17 protein-coding genes and 1 tRNA gene are annotated in these 14,651 nt (G+C 34.2%); 4 read left to right on the forward strand and 14 right to left on the reverse strand.

Annotation, left to right across the window (positions count from 1 at the left end; genetic code table 11):
- The 7 genes from Q1A60_RS07745 to Q1A60_RS07775 all read right to left on the reverse strand — a co-directional run bounded on the left by Q1A60_RS07745 (position 1) and on the right by Q1A60_RS07775 (position 6,179).
- A complete protein-coding gene (locus tag Q1A60_RS07745) occupies positions 1–297 on the reverse strand; it encodes a carboxymuconolactone decarboxylase family protein (RefSeq protein ID WP_299763859.1) in 297 nt (98 codons plus the stop codon).
- A 93-nt stretch (positions 298–390) separates the two neighbouring features.
- Positions 391–1,131: an SDR family oxidoreductase gene (locus Q1A60_RS07750; protein ID WP_299763857.1), complete on the reverse strand. Its 741-nt coding sequence runs from the start codon at positions 1,129–1,131 to the stop codon at positions 391–393.
- Between the two features lie 67 nt (positions 1,132–1,198).
- Entirely contained in the window at positions 1,199–1,759 is a 561-nt protein-coding gene (locus Q1A60_RS07755; RefSeq protein ID WP_299763854.1) for a TetR/AcrR family transcriptional regulator, read from the reverse strand.
- A gap of 90 nt (positions 1,760–1,849) precedes the next feature.
- Positions 1,850–2,737: a radical SAM protein gene (locus tag Q1A60_RS07760; RefSeq protein WP_299763852.1), complete on the reverse strand. Its 888-nt coding sequence runs from the start codon at positions 2,735–2,737 to the stop codon at positions 1,850–1,852.
- A 104-nt stretch (positions 2,738–2,841) separates the two neighbouring features.
- On the reverse strand, positions 2,842–3,369 hold the full coding sequence (locus Q1A60_RS07765) for a hypothetical protein (RefSeq protein WP_299763851.1): 528 nt from the start codon (positions 3,367–3,369) through the stop codon (positions 2,842–2,844).
- An 82-nt stretch (positions 3,370–3,451) separates the two neighbouring features.
- The gene (locus Q1A60_RS07770) at positions 3,452–4,699 is read right to left on the reverse strand and encodes a hypothetical protein (RefSeq protein ID WP_299763850.1); all 1,248 of its coding nucleotides are present in this window, start codon (positions 4,697–4,699) and stop codon (positions 3,452–3,454) included.
- 88 nt (positions 4,700–4,787) lie between these two features.
- Positions 4,788–6,179, reverse strand: coding sequence for a dipeptidase (locus tag Q1A60_RS07775; RefSeq protein ID WP_299763848.1), 1,392 nt, complete (start codon positions 6,177–6,179; stop codon positions 4,788–4,790).
- A gap of 69 nt (positions 6,180–6,248) precedes the next feature.
- On the opposite strand from Q1A60_RS07775, the gene Q1A60_RS07780 reads away from it, so the two are divergent.
- The 4 genes from Q1A60_RS07780 to Q1A60_RS07795 all read left to right on the forward strand — a co-directional run bounded on the left by Q1A60_RS07780 (position 6,249) and on the right by Q1A60_RS07795 (position 9,632).
- A complete protein-coding gene (locus tag Q1A60_RS07780; protein WP_299763846.1) occupies positions 6,249–6,935 on the forward strand; it encodes an aspartyl/asparaginyl beta-hydroxylase domain-containing protein in 687 nt (228 codons plus the stop codon).
- Positions 6,936–7,025: 90 nt separating this feature from the next.
- A tRNA-Leu gene (locus tag Q1A60_RS07785) sits at positions 7,026–7,107 on the forward strand.
- A 462-nt stretch (positions 7,108–7,569) separates the two neighbouring features.
- The gene (locus tag Q1A60_RS07790) at positions 7,570–7,746 is read left to right on the forward strand and encodes a hypothetical protein (protein ID WP_299763845.1); all 177 of its coding nucleotides are present in this window, start codon (positions 7,570–7,572) and stop codon (positions 7,744–7,746) included.
- A gap of 26 nt (positions 7,747–7,772) precedes the next feature.
- Positions 7,773–9,632 carry a tyrosinase family protein gene (locus tag Q1A60_RS07795; RefSeq protein ID WP_299763844.1) on the forward strand — a complete coding sequence of 620 codons (1,860 nt, stop codon included), beginning with the start codon at positions 7,773–7,775 and terminating at the stop codon, positions 9,630–9,632.
- Positions 9,633–9,704: 72 nt separating this feature from the next.
- On the opposite strand, the gene Q1A60_RS07800 is transcribed toward Q1A60_RS07795, so the two are convergent.
- From Q1A60_RS07800 to Q1A60_RS07830, 7 genes are all read right to left on the reverse strand, one after another.
- Positions 9,705–10,469, reverse strand: coding sequence for a DUF6503 family protein (locus tag Q1A60_RS07800; RefSeq protein WP_299763843.1), 765 nt, complete (start codon positions 10,467–10,469; stop codon positions 9,705–9,707).
- A gap of 13 nt (positions 10,470–10,482) precedes the next feature.
- A complete protein-coding gene (locus Q1A60_RS07805; protein WP_299763842.1) occupies positions 10,483–10,920 on the reverse strand; it encodes a nuclear transport factor 2 family protein in 438 nt (145 codons plus the stop codon).
- 19 nt (positions 10,921–10,939) lie between these two features.
- Complete coding sequence (locus tag Q1A60_RS07810; RefSeq protein ID WP_299763841.1) at positions 10,940–12,031, reverse strand: NADH:flavin oxidoreductase; 1,092 nt, start codon at positions 12,029–12,031, stop codon at positions 10,940–10,942.
- A gap of 102 nt (positions 12,032–12,133) precedes the next feature.
- Positions 12,134–12,556 (reverse strand): nuclear transport factor 2 family protein, encoded by a 423-nt coding sequence (locus tag Q1A60_RS07815; protein ID WP_299763840.1) that lies wholly within the window; start codon positions 12,554–12,556, stop codon positions 12,134–12,136.
- A gap of 133 nt (positions 12,557–12,689) precedes the next feature.
- Positions 12,690–13,094: a nuclear transport factor 2 family protein gene (locus tag Q1A60_RS07820; RefSeq protein WP_299763838.1), complete on the reverse strand. Its 405-nt coding sequence runs from the start codon at positions 13,092–13,094 to the stop codon at positions 12,690–12,692.
- A 30-nt stretch (positions 13,095–13,124) separates the two neighbouring features.
- Positions 13,125–13,679 carry an NAD(P)H-dependent oxidoreductase gene (locus Q1A60_RS07825; RefSeq protein ID WP_299763836.1) on the reverse strand — a complete coding sequence of 185 codons (555 nt, stop codon included), beginning with the start codon at positions 13,677–13,679 and terminating at the stop codon, positions 13,125–13,127.
- Positions 13,680–13,792: 113 nt separating this feature from the next.
- The gene (locus Q1A60_RS07830) at positions 13,793–14,635 is read right to left on the reverse strand and encodes an AraC family transcriptional regulator (RefSeq protein WP_299763834.1); all 843 of its coding nucleotides are present in this window, start codon (positions 14,633–14,635) and stop codon (positions 13,793–13,795) included.
- Positions 14,636–14,651: the final 16 nt, after the last annotated feature.

The raw sequence follows: 14,651 nt of genomic DNA on the forward strand, positions 1-14,651 counted from the left end.
TTAATCATTCATTAAATGTGTGCCATGAACTACTGCAGCTCCTGCTCGTAATGCAGCTGCCACAAAAGTAACTTCAGAAAGTTCTTCTTGTGTTGCTCCAGCATCAATTGCATGTTTTTTGTGAATTTCTAAACAATATGGACATTGTGTAGTGAGTGCAACAGCAATGGCTATTAACTCCTTATATTTTTTTGGAATAGCACCATCAGCAAGTGCAGCTTGATCTAATTGTTGAAAAGCTTTCATAGCTTGTTCTGCATTTTTCCCTAATGTACCTAACTTCTTTAGGTGACTCATATCATACATAAAGATCTATTTTTTTAAATTAAAACATGGGCAATACTAAAAATATGTATTGCCCTTATATGGTATTTATTAATAAAGTGAAAATTAATTACGTCCTGCACGTACACCACCATCGATATCCCAAATAGCGCCTGTTACCCAAGAAGCTTTGTCTGAAAGTAAGAAGGTGATACTATCGGCTACATCTTGTGGTGTACCATTACGTCCTATAGGATGAAAACCGTGAAAACCTTCAAGGGCTTTTTCTGCTTCTTCTTTCCCTCCAAAAACACCGTGGTATACAGGTGTAGAGACTACTGCTGGAGATACTGCATTTACTCTAATATTATCATCTGCAAGTTCCATAGCTAAGTGCTGAGTTAATGAGTGTAATCCTGCTTTTTGCATAGAATAAGCAGAAGAAGGCGTTGCCTTTACGGCTTGTTTTGCCCACATAGATCCTACATTTACAATAGCACCTCCTTGTGTCTCTTTCATTTTTTTAGCAGCAGCTTGTGTGATAAAAAAGAAACCTCTGTTTAAGTCTTGATATGAATCATAATCTTCTTGTGTGTGATCTAAGAAAGCTTTTGGTCCAAAAATACCTGATGCATTTACTAGATAGTCTAGGTTATCCCAACTCGTCACTTCATTGATGAAGTTTTGTACTGCGGCAGTATCTGTAATATCTAGTTGGTGCTTTACTAGATTAGGAGTATCTGCTACTTTGCTAGGTGTACGTCCTGCAATATGTACAGTTACACCTTCATTTAGTAAATTTTCTACTGTTGCTAGACCGATACCGCTGGTACCTCCGATTACTAATGCTGTTTTGTTGTTTGCCATTGTGTGTTTATTTATTTTAGAGTTTAAATTATAGACAGACAAGTCTGTCTTTTTATTGATAAATTTTTTATGCTATTAATTTTTTACAAAGCCCACGAGCGGTTTCAATAGGCCATATTTCTTGATGTAAATGACTTTCTGATAAGCCACCTTCGTAGAGCACATATATTTGTTTTGCATATATGTTCAGATCTGCTTCTGTAAGTTCAGGAATAGCAGCTAAGAGTTCTTGTATATAGGTGATAAGCGTTTCTTTTCCGTTTTGAATCACAGCTCGGATCTCTTTATTTTCTTTAGGAATTTCAGAAATCGTATTTAAACACCAGCATCCATTAAAATCATTTTGATTATAAAATGCCGCTAGAAAATCAAACAAAGCAATAAGTTGATCTTTTCCTGGCGTATAGGTTGCAATAAAAGGTTTTAGTTGCTCAAAAAATAACTGATCTTTATATTGTAAATAGGCAACACAAATCTCTTCTTTAGATCTAAAATGATTATATAAAGTCGCTTTTGCAATACCTGCTTCTTTAATAATCTCATTAATACCTGTCAGATTATAGCCCTTCTCGTAAAATAAACGAGAAGCCGTTTCTATAATAGTTTGTCTGACAAGATTGTGTTTCATCTATTTTAATATTATACTGCAAATATATACTAATTTTTTAAAAACAGACAAGTCTGTTCATTTTTAATAGTCAGTTACTTTTTTTAATCCTTACAGAATCGATGATTTTAGCTTGTATTGATCTGAAAGCTCTTTCATTTTTTTAGCAAAAGCTGTTTTATAATAGGCAGGCATTTCCGAGCCATATTGAAAATACTTCTGATATTTAGGGAAGAGTTCTGGGTAGTGCTTTTGTATGGCTTGAAGCATTAATGTTTTGCTAGCAGCTTTTCCTTCTCCAAATACGGTAAGTGTAGCAGGTAATACATAATGTGCATTAGCTTCTTTAAAAGTAGAAAATAATAGATCAAGATGCGCGGTAGTATCGGAGATAAAAGGGAGTAACGGCATCAAACTTACTCCAGATAAAAAGCCTTCTTGTATTGTATTTTTTAAACTTTGTAGTCGTAGGGATGGAGGTGTAGCACCTGGTTCAAAAATACGAGCTACTTGATCATCCAATGTAGAAAAAGAATAGGATATAATGGTGCCACGACTTAATGACTGTTGCAAATCACCAGGTAAAATAGCTGTTTTATCTATTTGATGTAACAGATCGTAATCACGTGCAATCAAATCAGATTTTGTGATGATATGTACAGGAAAACGATACTTCGCAATAATTTCTAATGCTTGTCTAGTGAGTTCATATTTTTTTTCAATGCGCAAATAGGGGTCTGTAGCAGAAGAGAGAACAATGATTCCGTATTGCCCTTTTTTAGATCGATTATACAATTGTCTATCTAAGACTTCAATCGCATTTGTTTTTACCGAAAGACTGGTTTCCAAGTTGCTTCCGTATTTGCTTCCTCGGATGTAACAATACAGACAATTAAAAGAGCAACTACTATAGAGGTTTACGGTGTAATCATCCAGAAACCATGTGTCGCGACGTTTGGTTTTATTAAGTACTGATTTGATTTCAATTTCCCTTGGCATGCTGATGTCTTTCTAGTCCGATAGCTACTTTTTTCCGAAACCAGTTGGCTACGTTTTGCGTATTGTTGAGTTCGCTTTCGCGAAAGCGTATACAAGCAACACTATTATTTTTTAATCATAAAATAGAAATCTCTTTCTAATTCATACTGCATACGCTTTACAGATCTTCGCATTATAAAGTAAGGAATTCCAAGCATAAATAATCCGTGTAGTAGTAAAAATGGAATGATAGCTAAGGAAGCTACATCTTCTCCTTGTAATGTCATAGTAATAGAGAAAATATAGAATATGGGAACTATTATAAAAAAGGGAGCCATTTGATTTGAAAAACCATTGATTTCCATATTAATTTTTAAGGTATCTCCTTGCTGATTAAAATGTCCTTTTGCTGTTGCAAGATTCATATTGTAATCAAAAAATTTTCGTTTTTTCTTTAACTTAAAACCATAAGAATTGATATGACCTTTATACTCAGCTTTACTAGAAGAAAAAACATCTCCCATATCAGAAAAATACCCTAAATCACTTTGATCAATACTCGTATTTACAATTGAGATGAAGTTATATTTTTCTATTGGAAGTTCAATAGTAGTAGTTATAAGTAAGTTAAGCTTGGTCAATAGTGTATTCATATAGTGTTTGGGTTTTGTGTTATACGTATGTGTATACTAATGATCAAGGATGTTACAACCTATATGTTTGAATATACTACCATCACCTATTATATGGAGTTTCATTAATCCAATGAAACTCACGATTTATGAGTTCAAAATCACGTAAATCTTTTGCTTTAAGATGGATATCTAACGTATCTCCATAGAGCTTTCCTTTTATATGTAGTCTATCATCAGAATGCGTATAGGTAAAGTTATCACTTAGCTCCCATTCTCCTTCATATAAAGTAAGTTGCTTTTTTATGGTATCTACATGTAAGGTCATGCGCTTTTTTTGATCATCCATAAATTGAAGGGTAGCACTGCCTTTACGATCTATAATTAAATATCTCAAACGTGTTGCATCTGTAATTAATGGAGGCAGTGTGTCCTTATTTTTTACAAACGTATTTGCTTCCCAAATACCGTATAATGCGGGTTTTTCTCTTTTATCGCCATAAGTGCGTTCTCCATGATATCCTTGCCATGACATAGCTCCTCCTAAAAATAAGGTGAGAATAATTTTAAGCCAGAAGATAATTTTTTTGTAATGAGAATCTTCAGAAACCTCATAATAATTGATGGCTTGGGCTGTTTCGTTTTTGATAAATACTTGTTTGCATCGTTTCCAATCTGCCGCAAAAATTACGAATGCCATGGCCATCAGATGTGCAGAAAATAACTTAACAGGAATATCATAAAACAGATTCATCATAAGTACTTGTAACATGACTCCTGTCGTGACGATAGCTCCTAGTGTAATTGTTTTACGAGGGATTAATAAAAGTCCTCCTAATACTTCCATACCGCCTACAAACATATTGAACCCTTCACTATGTCCCATGTATGTCCATGCAAGTCCCATAGGAGACATCTCTCCAATAGGTTGTAATAAACGGGTTAAAGAAGGTCCTGGAAATTGCCCTTTAAATACTTTAGCAAAACCATATATAAATAGCTGTATTATTAAATACATACGTAGTATGACTATAAACCAATAGAAAAGCTGATTATAAGAAGGGCGTTTCCGATCTAAAAGAGACCATACTAACAAACCTACTATAGTCATGCTACTTTGTACAAGCCAACTGATATAGGCCATCGTTGTATCTCCGCTGCCTGTAGAGAAATATGCTAAACGACCCTCAGATTGCAGTATGTTTTTTCCTACCCAAACAAAGAGTGATTCAAAAAATAGTCTCCCGAAATAGGTAAAGAGGATATAGCTCAAAAAATAAAGGAAAACAAACCTGAATACAAGTTTACGGGTAGGAGACCAATATCCTCTTAACTCATGTGATAGTATCATAAAGGTGTCGTTAGTTATCCTCTAAAATAGAAAAAGTCCTTTAAGTTGATGAGAACTTAAAGGACTTTAGCATTTTATATAATGATTTTTATGCGTTTTTTAGAGCCGTAAAATACTCGTAAAAATAAGGGATTGTTTCAATACCTTTTAAATAATTCCAGATCCCAAAGTGTTCGTTTGGAGAATGTATGGCATCACTGTCTAAACCAAATCCCATCAAAATGGTTTTGCTTTTTAGTTCTTTTTCGAAGAGTGCTACAATGGGAATACTTCCTCCACTACGTTGAGGAATCGGTGTTTTTCCGAATGTTTTTTCATAGGCTTTTTCGGCGGCTTGATATCCTATGCTGTCAATAGGAGTTACATACCCTTGCCCTCCGTGATGCGGTGTTACTTTTACAGTGACTCCTTCGGGTGCAATACTTTCAAAATGGGTTTTAAATAATTCGGTAATTTCTTCCCAATCTTGATGAGGTACGAGTCGCATCGATATTTTTGCATAGGCTTTACTCGCAATAACTGTTTTGGCACCTTCACCTGTATAGCCTCCCCAGATACCATTTACGTCTAAGGTAGGGCGTATAGAGTTACGCTCATTGGTTGTATATCCTTTTTCGCCATACACAGCATTAATGTCTAAAGCTTTTTTATAGTTCTCTAGGCTAAAAGGCGCTTCTCCCATCTTTGCACGTTCTGCAGCAGTAAGTTCTTCTACTTTATCATAAAATCCTTTTACCGTAATATGATTGTTTTCATCATGAAGGGATGCAATCATTTTTGAGAGTACATTAATAGGATTAGCAACAGCTCCTCCATATAAACCACTATGTAAGTCACGATTTGGACCTGTTACTTCTACTTCTACATAGCTAAGGCCGCGAAGTCCTGTAGTGATACTTGGAATATCATTAGCGATCATTCCCGTATCTGAAATTAAGATCACATCATTAGCTAGTTTTTCTTGATTACGTTCTACATACCACGCAAGATTCACACTTCCTACTTCTTCTTCGCCTTCGATCATAAATTTGACATTACAAGGCAGTTTTCCATTGGCTGTCATGTATTCCATGGCTTTGACATGCATATACATTTGCCCTTTATCATCACAAGCGCCACGTGCAAAAATAGCGCCGTCAGGATGTTTATCAGTAGTTTTGATAACAGGCTCAAACGGTGGTGAATCCCAAAGATCTAATGGATCTGGCGGTTGTACATCATAATGACCGTATACCAATACGGTAGGAAGATTAGGGTCTATAATTTTATCGGCATATACAATAGGGTATCCAGGCGTTTCGCATATTTCTACGGTGTCACATCCAGCGGCTTTTAGACTGTCGGCTACTGCGGTGGCTGTTTGTGTGGTCGCTTTCGCGAAAGCGGAATCAGCACTCACACTAGGGATTTTTAGTAGCTCGATAAGTTCGTCGATAAAGCGTTGTTTGTGTTCTTGAATATAGGATGTTATAGATTCCATGTAGATTATAAATTTTTGTTTAAAAGTACTAAAATTGAACTACATTTAAGGAGTATAAACCAAAGAACTATGACGCTTGCTAGTGCCCGCTTTCCTTTTAATTTTTCTGAAGACCGACTTCTTGAAGATTATAAAATTTGTGAGACTTTTGCTTTTTCTGAGCATTATAATAATGCGGACTATGAGGGTAGTTGGAAGTTGATTGCCCTTCGATCTATGGATGGTGCGACCGATAATGTGAGGGCATTTTCTCTTACAGGGGAATTTTTTGATACCCCTTTACTAGAGAAATGCACTTATTTTAAAGAAATTATAGAAACCTTTGAGTGTGATAAAGAAGCCATACGTTTACTGAACCTTAGGCCTGGAAGTCGAATACATGAACATACAGATCTTGATTTAGGGTATGAAGATGGATTGTTTAGAGTGCATGTACCTATTACGACCAATAAGGATGTACGTTTTTATATCAATAAAGAATTAGTGACTATGGAGGTAGGGAGTTGCTGGTATGGAAATTTTAATTTACCACATGCAGTTGAAAATAATGGAACGTCAGATCGTGTACATTTAGTCATGGATTGTAAACGAAATGCGTGGAGTGATGCATTGTTTGGAAAATTAGGATATGATTTTGAGCAAGAAAACCAACAAGTATTGTATTCTGAAGAAGAAAAACAACGTATTATTGAGGAGCTACAACGACAAGGAACAGCAGTATCTCAAGAGTTGATTCAAAACATATTAAATTCTTGATTAAAATTTGCTAAAAAATTATTTTGCAATTAAAAACTATTCTTATATTTGCACCCCGTTACAAAGAGATGCGTAACGATGTATTGAAATGCGGGCGTGGTGGAATTGGTAGACACGCTAGACTTAGGATCTAGTGCCTCACGGTGTGCGAGTTCGAGTCTCGCCGCCCGTACAAAGGAAAAGCTCATCAGAAATGATGGGCTTTTTTATTGCAGAAATATGATATATGAGCAGACGAGAAGTTTATCCTGAGCGTAGTCGAAGGGAGTCTCGCCGCCTGTACCACGAAAACCTCATCAGAAATGGTGAGGTTTTTTGTTTTAAATCTCTCCCTTTTATTTTAATCGATAGGCTTTCGCTAAAATAAAACCTTAAGGACTTTCACACTGTATTAAACGAAACATTTTCTACTAGTAAAATGACGCTACCCTATATGATGCGAAACATCCTTGAAAAAAGATAGCCACATCAAAAACGCAGAAGAAATAGAAGAAAAGGGTATATGCCCTTTTTATAATAGTTTTTTACCTACTGATTATTAAGCAGATGGCGTGTAGTTTTGATTTTTAGATAGTTATTGTCTAAAATTTCATGATTACAAAATCTCAAAATAAATAATATCAAAACATCTATTATGAAGAAACTAACATACAAAGGGGTGAACATTGAAATTAAAGATGGAAATACAACAACTCTTGATGGAGAAGTAATTCCAGTAATGGAAAAGAATGGAAAATTTGGAATTTTCTATAATCAGAACCATGATACCATTGAAGAAGCATTAAAAGCTTTTATCGATACACAGCACTAAATGAACAACCATTTAAAAAAGTAACCATGTATAGAAAAGATTTTACACAGCTCACAAATACAGAAAGAACTGCATTAGCTAATGCCTTTAATGTACTAGAAGCTAATGGTACCATGCAGTCATATGCAAATTTACATAGTGCCAATTTCAACGGAGGACAAATTCACTGGTGTCCTTCATTCTTGCCTTGGCATAGGGATTTTCTGAGAAGGTTAGAATTAGATTTACAAGCCGTTGATCCAAGTATCAATCTTCCGTATTGGGATTGGACGCGTGCGGATTCAAGAAATTTGGATGATGGAGGAATTTGGGAAACATTTTTTGGAGGCCGTAGTAACTCGGGTGGGCAATTTGACCATTGGACTTATACCCGAGGAAGTACTTCGGGAGGAAACGTACTTCCATCACTCGCCGATATTATAAGTGAACTAAAGCCAACTACCTATTTTGATTATAGGGAGATGGAATCAGGAAGTCATGTTCCAGGACATACATGGACTGGAGGAACTATGGCTAGTGGAAATTCGCCATTAGACCCCTTGTTTTTTCTCCACCATTGTAATTTGGATAGACTCTGGGCTATATGGCAACAAAAAAACCCAACTGCTACTCAATATGATAGCACAATAGGGCATAGCTCAGATATATCACCCAATCCAAACGTAGTAGGACTCAATGATTCTATGCAAGTAGGAACTACAGCAACTCCAAATAGTGTATTAGATCATACTGCTTTAGGGTATTTGTACGAGCGAGATATCTTACTAGAGATTGCTTGGTATCAATCAGAAGGTACGTCTATTGCTACAGGTGATGCTCGATCTGCAAATCTTTTTATTAAAGATTCTAATCCTGATACAGGAACGTACCCAAGTCCGATACCTCATTGGGAATCTCCAGATATATGGGTAAGGAACAATGCACCATCTACTCCTGGTGAAAACCCAGCAGCAGGACACCAGCATCCTATCGTTAATCAGGTAAATTATCTATATGTTACTGTTAGAAACAGTGGTAGTACTTCCATTGGAAATATTTCTGTCGAAGCCTATAACTGTATTCCTGCGACAGGAATGATTTGGCCTACAGATTTTAATTCTATGGGAATTTTAAATCCTCCTGGAACCATTTCTGCAGGAGGGGATATGCAGGTAGGACCATTTTTGTGGACTCCAACAATCTTGAATCACGAATGCCTTATGGCGGTGGCAAACTCACCTGAAGACCCAAATGATATCAGGATGTTCCATAGTCCAGAACCTCATTGGAAACCTATTAGGTTTGACAATAACGTAGGACAGCGAAATGTATCTCCTATTAATGCGTTTGCTGGAGGTACTATTTCTGAATCCATTAGAGTACGAGGTTCTATTATAGAAACCATCAATGATTTTGAAATTGATGTAACTGCACTTCCTGCAGATACAGAAATATCATTACGAATTCCAGCGAGTATTTCAGATGGGATTACACTAGAAAACTTTGAGGAAGTTAAAAGGAACTCTAGATTTGTAACCTTCCAGATGCGAGGAAATAGAAAAGGAATTCTCCAAGGGTTTACCTTAGCAGCTAATGCAGACAAAAACTTTAGGTTAGATATTGATTTTTCTGTAAATGCAGAGCATGAAAAACTGTATCCTATCGTAGTAACACAAGAACAAGATGGAGAAATTGCTGGAAGAATCACTTTTGACGTAATAGCGATTAAAGATTCTGAAGACTATGTGTATGGGAATCCAAGAAGTTTGGAACTTCATACGACCGACTGTCCTTTCTGGGAAAAAATATCAGATAAGAATAAGATTCCTTTTAGAAATATAAACGATGGTATTGATAAAGGATATAATGGATGTGCTTTCTGTTTAAGTGATTACAATACAGGTTGATTAACTTACCCTTACATATAAAAATCCGATGTATATACGTCGGATTTTTGTTTCTTAAAATTTAATAGTCGCTTATTTAGAAAACATTTCTAAGTCTACTTTAGTGTTGAATTTGATATTTGTCCAGTAGGTTGTTGACCATTTTTTTCCTAAAAAGTCACCTTCCCAGTTAGATGAAATCTCAACACGTTCTGTAGGTATTTTAATTCCATCTATAGTCTCATAATTAAATTTCATTAATTCTGGTTCTGTGATGTTAAATGCAATGACAGTAAACAATAATTGATCTACAAGTTTTGTTCTTTGATTAATGTATAATACATAAGTGTCTTGATCATCTCCAACATTCTGACCAAAAGTAACTTTTATTAAGTCATAGTCACGACCCTCTATTTTTTTATTGCCCATATGTTTTAGGTTTACACCTTCATCTTGTAACTTAAAAAACATCGCAAACCAATAATAATTTGTTTTTCTCCAAAAATCAGCTATGGCATTTGCCTGCTTGTCGGTAGAGATTTTACCATTAAATTTTATCCATGTTTTCTCTCCATCATACCCTTCAGAAATGTTACCATTAGCTCCTAAAATTGAATGTTCAGAATACTCTGAATAAGAACGTTCTTTATCAAAAACATACGTTTCTTTACTGATAAGAATCATAGGTGTATTAGGATCTTTATATTCAACGTTATAAGTGACATTTTTTAAATTATAAAAAGTTTCTTTCCCTCCTAATTCATTAATCATTTCAGCGACAATTTTTTTAGCATCTTGAGCAGATACTGAGAATGCTGAAAAAAATATTAAGAATAAGAATTTAATTGATTTTTCCATTTTTATTTATTTTTTAAAACCGTTTTAATGTGTTTTTCAACTCTTTTTTGTAGTATATATTACTTACAATTTCCCAGTTACTATCTATCTTCAATAGGTGTATATAATCTATAAAAGTGAATGCTGGAAGTTGTATTTCTAATCGAGCACTCGCTGCATTTCCTGAGATATCTATAGAAATTATTTCAGTATTTATTCGCTTTCGCGAAAATGACTCTAGCCTTTCAACTAAAGTATCAACAGCATTAGCTTCATGATACTGTGTGTCAATCCATTTTATGCTGGAATTAGGGCGGAACGCTTTTTTTAATTGTTCGTAATTATTCTTTACTAGTCCATTTAAGTAATAGTTAAGCGTTGTTTGCACACGTTCTAACTCAGTTTTTTGTTTTTGTAACGTTATTTTTCTTGGAAAAAAAACCATATTGATTGTTCGAAAAAAACACTTCATACATTACTATATTTTAATATTAATTTTCAACGAAATCTGGCCATGATTTCATCATTTCGATAAACTTTTGGCTAAGACCTTCTTTCTGTAAGTGAGAGACAGTTACAGGAAGTTTTAATGGTGTAAATGATTTATCTTCTAGAACTTTTTTTGGGAAATCGTGATGTATAATTCCAGACTTTCCTATAGTTACAAAGTCAACTCCATAACTAAGGACTTTATGGACTTCAAAACCACTAGTAATTTTTCCAGCTACTGTAAGTTTTACATCTTTATAATCTAATTCTAAAAAATGATCGAGAAGCATTATATTAGTATCTTCTTGCCCATCTGGTTTTTTGAAAACATCCCACAAAGAAATGTCCAAGAAATCAACTTTGCCAGTGTTTACTAATCTCTGAGCAATGACCTTAACTTCCTCTAAGACCATTCCGTATCGTTCTGGAGATAATCTGACACCAACTAAAAAATTTGAACCACAAGCTTCTCTAATACCGTCTAAAACTTCAAATAAAAGTCGAGATCTGTTCTCAAGAGATCCTCCATATACGTCTTTTCTGTGATTAAATTCGCTGCTTAAAAACTGAGCAAGTACATATCCATGTGCGCCATGTATTTCTACCCCATCATAACCTGCTTTTTGTGCTCTTAGGGCAGCAGAAATAAAATCGTTTTTGAGCTGTTGTATTTCTTGTAAGGTCAATGCTCTAGAATTATAAGTCTTGTTATTTGAAGGTCCTACAGGTTGACTGTTTATTAATTCTTTTGGAGATCGCATGCCCCCATGAAAAATTTGAATAACGGCAAGACTTCCATGCACTTTGATACTTTTAGTTAGCTTTTGATGTCCTTGTATCTGATGATCAGAATAGATGCCTAATTCTCCATGCCAGCCTTTTCCATTGGGTTGTACATTAGAAGCACCAGTTATTACTAAACCAAATTGCCCTTTTGCTCTCATGGTTAGCCATTTGATTTCTTGGTCTGATAATGTACCATCGTCATGACTTTGTTTATTTGTAAGCGGAGCCAACATAAATCGATTTTTCATTTTTTTACCACTAGTAAAATGTACTATATCATTTACATTGGTAGTTTTGTTTTTGTCCATTTGTATTAATGATTTATGTTACAGTTCTATTTTTTTAATTAGATTCAGATTTAAAATAATGACTCTCCTATATATTAAATCATATCCTTTTATTGAATGTTACTATTTTGAATCCTGTCTTGTATAAAATATTTTACTTACAATTTTCCACTGCCCATCTATCTTTAATACATGCATAAAATCGATATATGTAAATGTTGGAAATTGAATTTCAAGTTGAGCGCTTGCAGTATTGCCTGCAACATGTACAGTAACAACCCTTGTTTTTATCTCTTCTTTATATGGAGTTCCGTCCATACCTTCGGTTAATCCCTCAATAGCATTTACTTCTTTGTAATCCTTGCCAATCCATTTCATTGTTGCAGTAGGGTGAAAAGCTTTTGTAAGTGTTTTTGCATCGTTATTAACGAGTCCTGTGAGATAATAATTTAATGTAGTCTCAATGCGTTGTAAATCTGTTTGTTGTGCTTGTAATTTTGTTGCTGACATCGCTATAATGATAAGTGCTAAAAATGCTTTTTTCATGATGTAATTATTTATAGGTTATTAGTGTGCTTTACACGAGAATAAATGAGATATAAATAGGGTTAGATTACATAATTTTAAGCTTAAGAAGCGTACTCTTTTATAATCTAACCCTTGTTATTTTGACGGGAAGTTAATTCTTGGCGTGTGAGTCATAGACTTTTCCACTTATTTTCCACTGTCCATCTTTTTTGTACAGTACAAAGAAGTCAGTAAATCTAAATCCTAACCAATCAATAAATTCTACTTTAGCAGCTGCAGCAGGTCCTGAAATATCTATCCAAGCGATATGATGTTTTACATTATCAGAACTACCAAAAGTGCCTATAGCTTCTCCAAATTCGTCGGCTGTGTTATTAACGTATTCACCATTCATTGAGCCAAATATATGAGCATGGTCATAAAAAGCAGAACGCATCACTTTTCCATCCCCAGTACGAGCACTTTCAATATAAGGTTGAAGCGCTTTTACCACTTCTTGGTATTCATTAAAATTTTGAATTTCGTCTTGAGCTGTTTCTTTTGTTATTGTTTCCATAATTTTTCTATTTAATTATTATTTTATCATTTATAAGTTTTCTATATAATCAATGTAATTTTTAGCGTTAGTGTCAATGTCTTCTTGAGTTGGATTGTATTCTTCTCCATAGAAAGCATATAATGGTTTGTAGTCTGCTTTTACATATTTAAACGTAGTTGCAAAAGGAGTGGTTAACTCTTCAAGAGTAAAATCATACTTTCCAGTTGCACTGTAATCTTCTTCTTTAATCCCGGCGGTGACTGCTAGTGCAAATTTCTTTCCTGCAAGCTTATACCCACTGTTTTTTCCGAAAGCCCATCCATGTGCTAATACATCATCTATCCATTTTTTTAAGAATGGAGGGCAATTAAACCAGTAAAACGGAAACTGAAGTATAACTTTGTCTGCCGATTCTAATAATTGCTGTTCTTTTTGGACATCTATTTCTAAACTAGGATAGGTAGCATGTAGATCATGAATAATAATATTCTCTGGATGTTTTTTTAGTTCTTCAATCCAACGTTTGTTAATTTTAGAACTTCCTAATTTAGGATGAGTTACGATAACCAATGTTTTTCCCATAATATATTCATTGTGAGACATGCTCATATGATTTTTAAGAGAATGTCATTTTTTTCTAAATATTTCTAGTACAAAAATATAGAGAGCAAGTGTGTGACAAATGGAGGAAAAGTCCTTAGATATGGATAATTAGTTCAAACAGTTATTTGATAACGATATTCGGTAGGGGATATACCTATTTTCTTTTTGAAAATTCGTGTAAAATATAAAGGATCATTAAAACCTATTCCGTAAGCAATTTCGTTGATAGGCATTTTTGTAATATGAAGAAGTTCCTTTGCTCTTTTTAGCTTTTGATTAGTGATATAATTGTTAGGAGTGTCGTTGAATACTTTTGAAAATTCTCGTTTAAAAGATGACTTACTTAAGTTACATAGTTTAGCTAATTCATCTAATCCTAAATTTGAATATACATGTAATTCGACTACATTTTTTAACTGAACATTTCTAATGGAATATAAATCAGATATCAATTCTTGTATGGAACACACGTTTTCAGATTGTATCAGTAAAAGAACAAGTTCTTTTATTTTTAGTTCAAGTAAATCATTATTTATCAAAACAGGGTTTTGAAAATAAAACTCTAAAGACTCAATAAACTTAGAAATAACTTCTTTAGATACCACCACCTCGCTTTGAATATTGCAAGGAGTTTTTTCTATTATTTTAGGTAATTCGTTTGAATATATTTTTTTTAATACTTCTGGGTATAAGTGAACAATCATTGCTTCAACTTCCTCGTCATCTGTGCGTTTTAATAACTCTAGAAAATGATTTCCGCATTTTAATAACACAGCTTCTTGCCCATGTACTTGAACATTTTGTTCTGCAGATAATAACTTAGGTCCTCTATCTTTAAAGTATATAAAACAACCACTGTTTTCAAAAATAGCTTCATACTTGAAAGGAGTTCCAATCTTCACTTTTTCAATAAGAACTCTATCTTTATATTCGAATGTGTGTCTTTCTAAAATCATTACTTTTTTATTTCAG

Source organism: uncultured Dokdonia sp. (assembly GCF_947492535.1).
Taxonomy (GTDB): Bacteria; Bacteroidota; Bacteroidia; order Flavobacteriales; family Flavobacteriaceae; genus Dokdonia.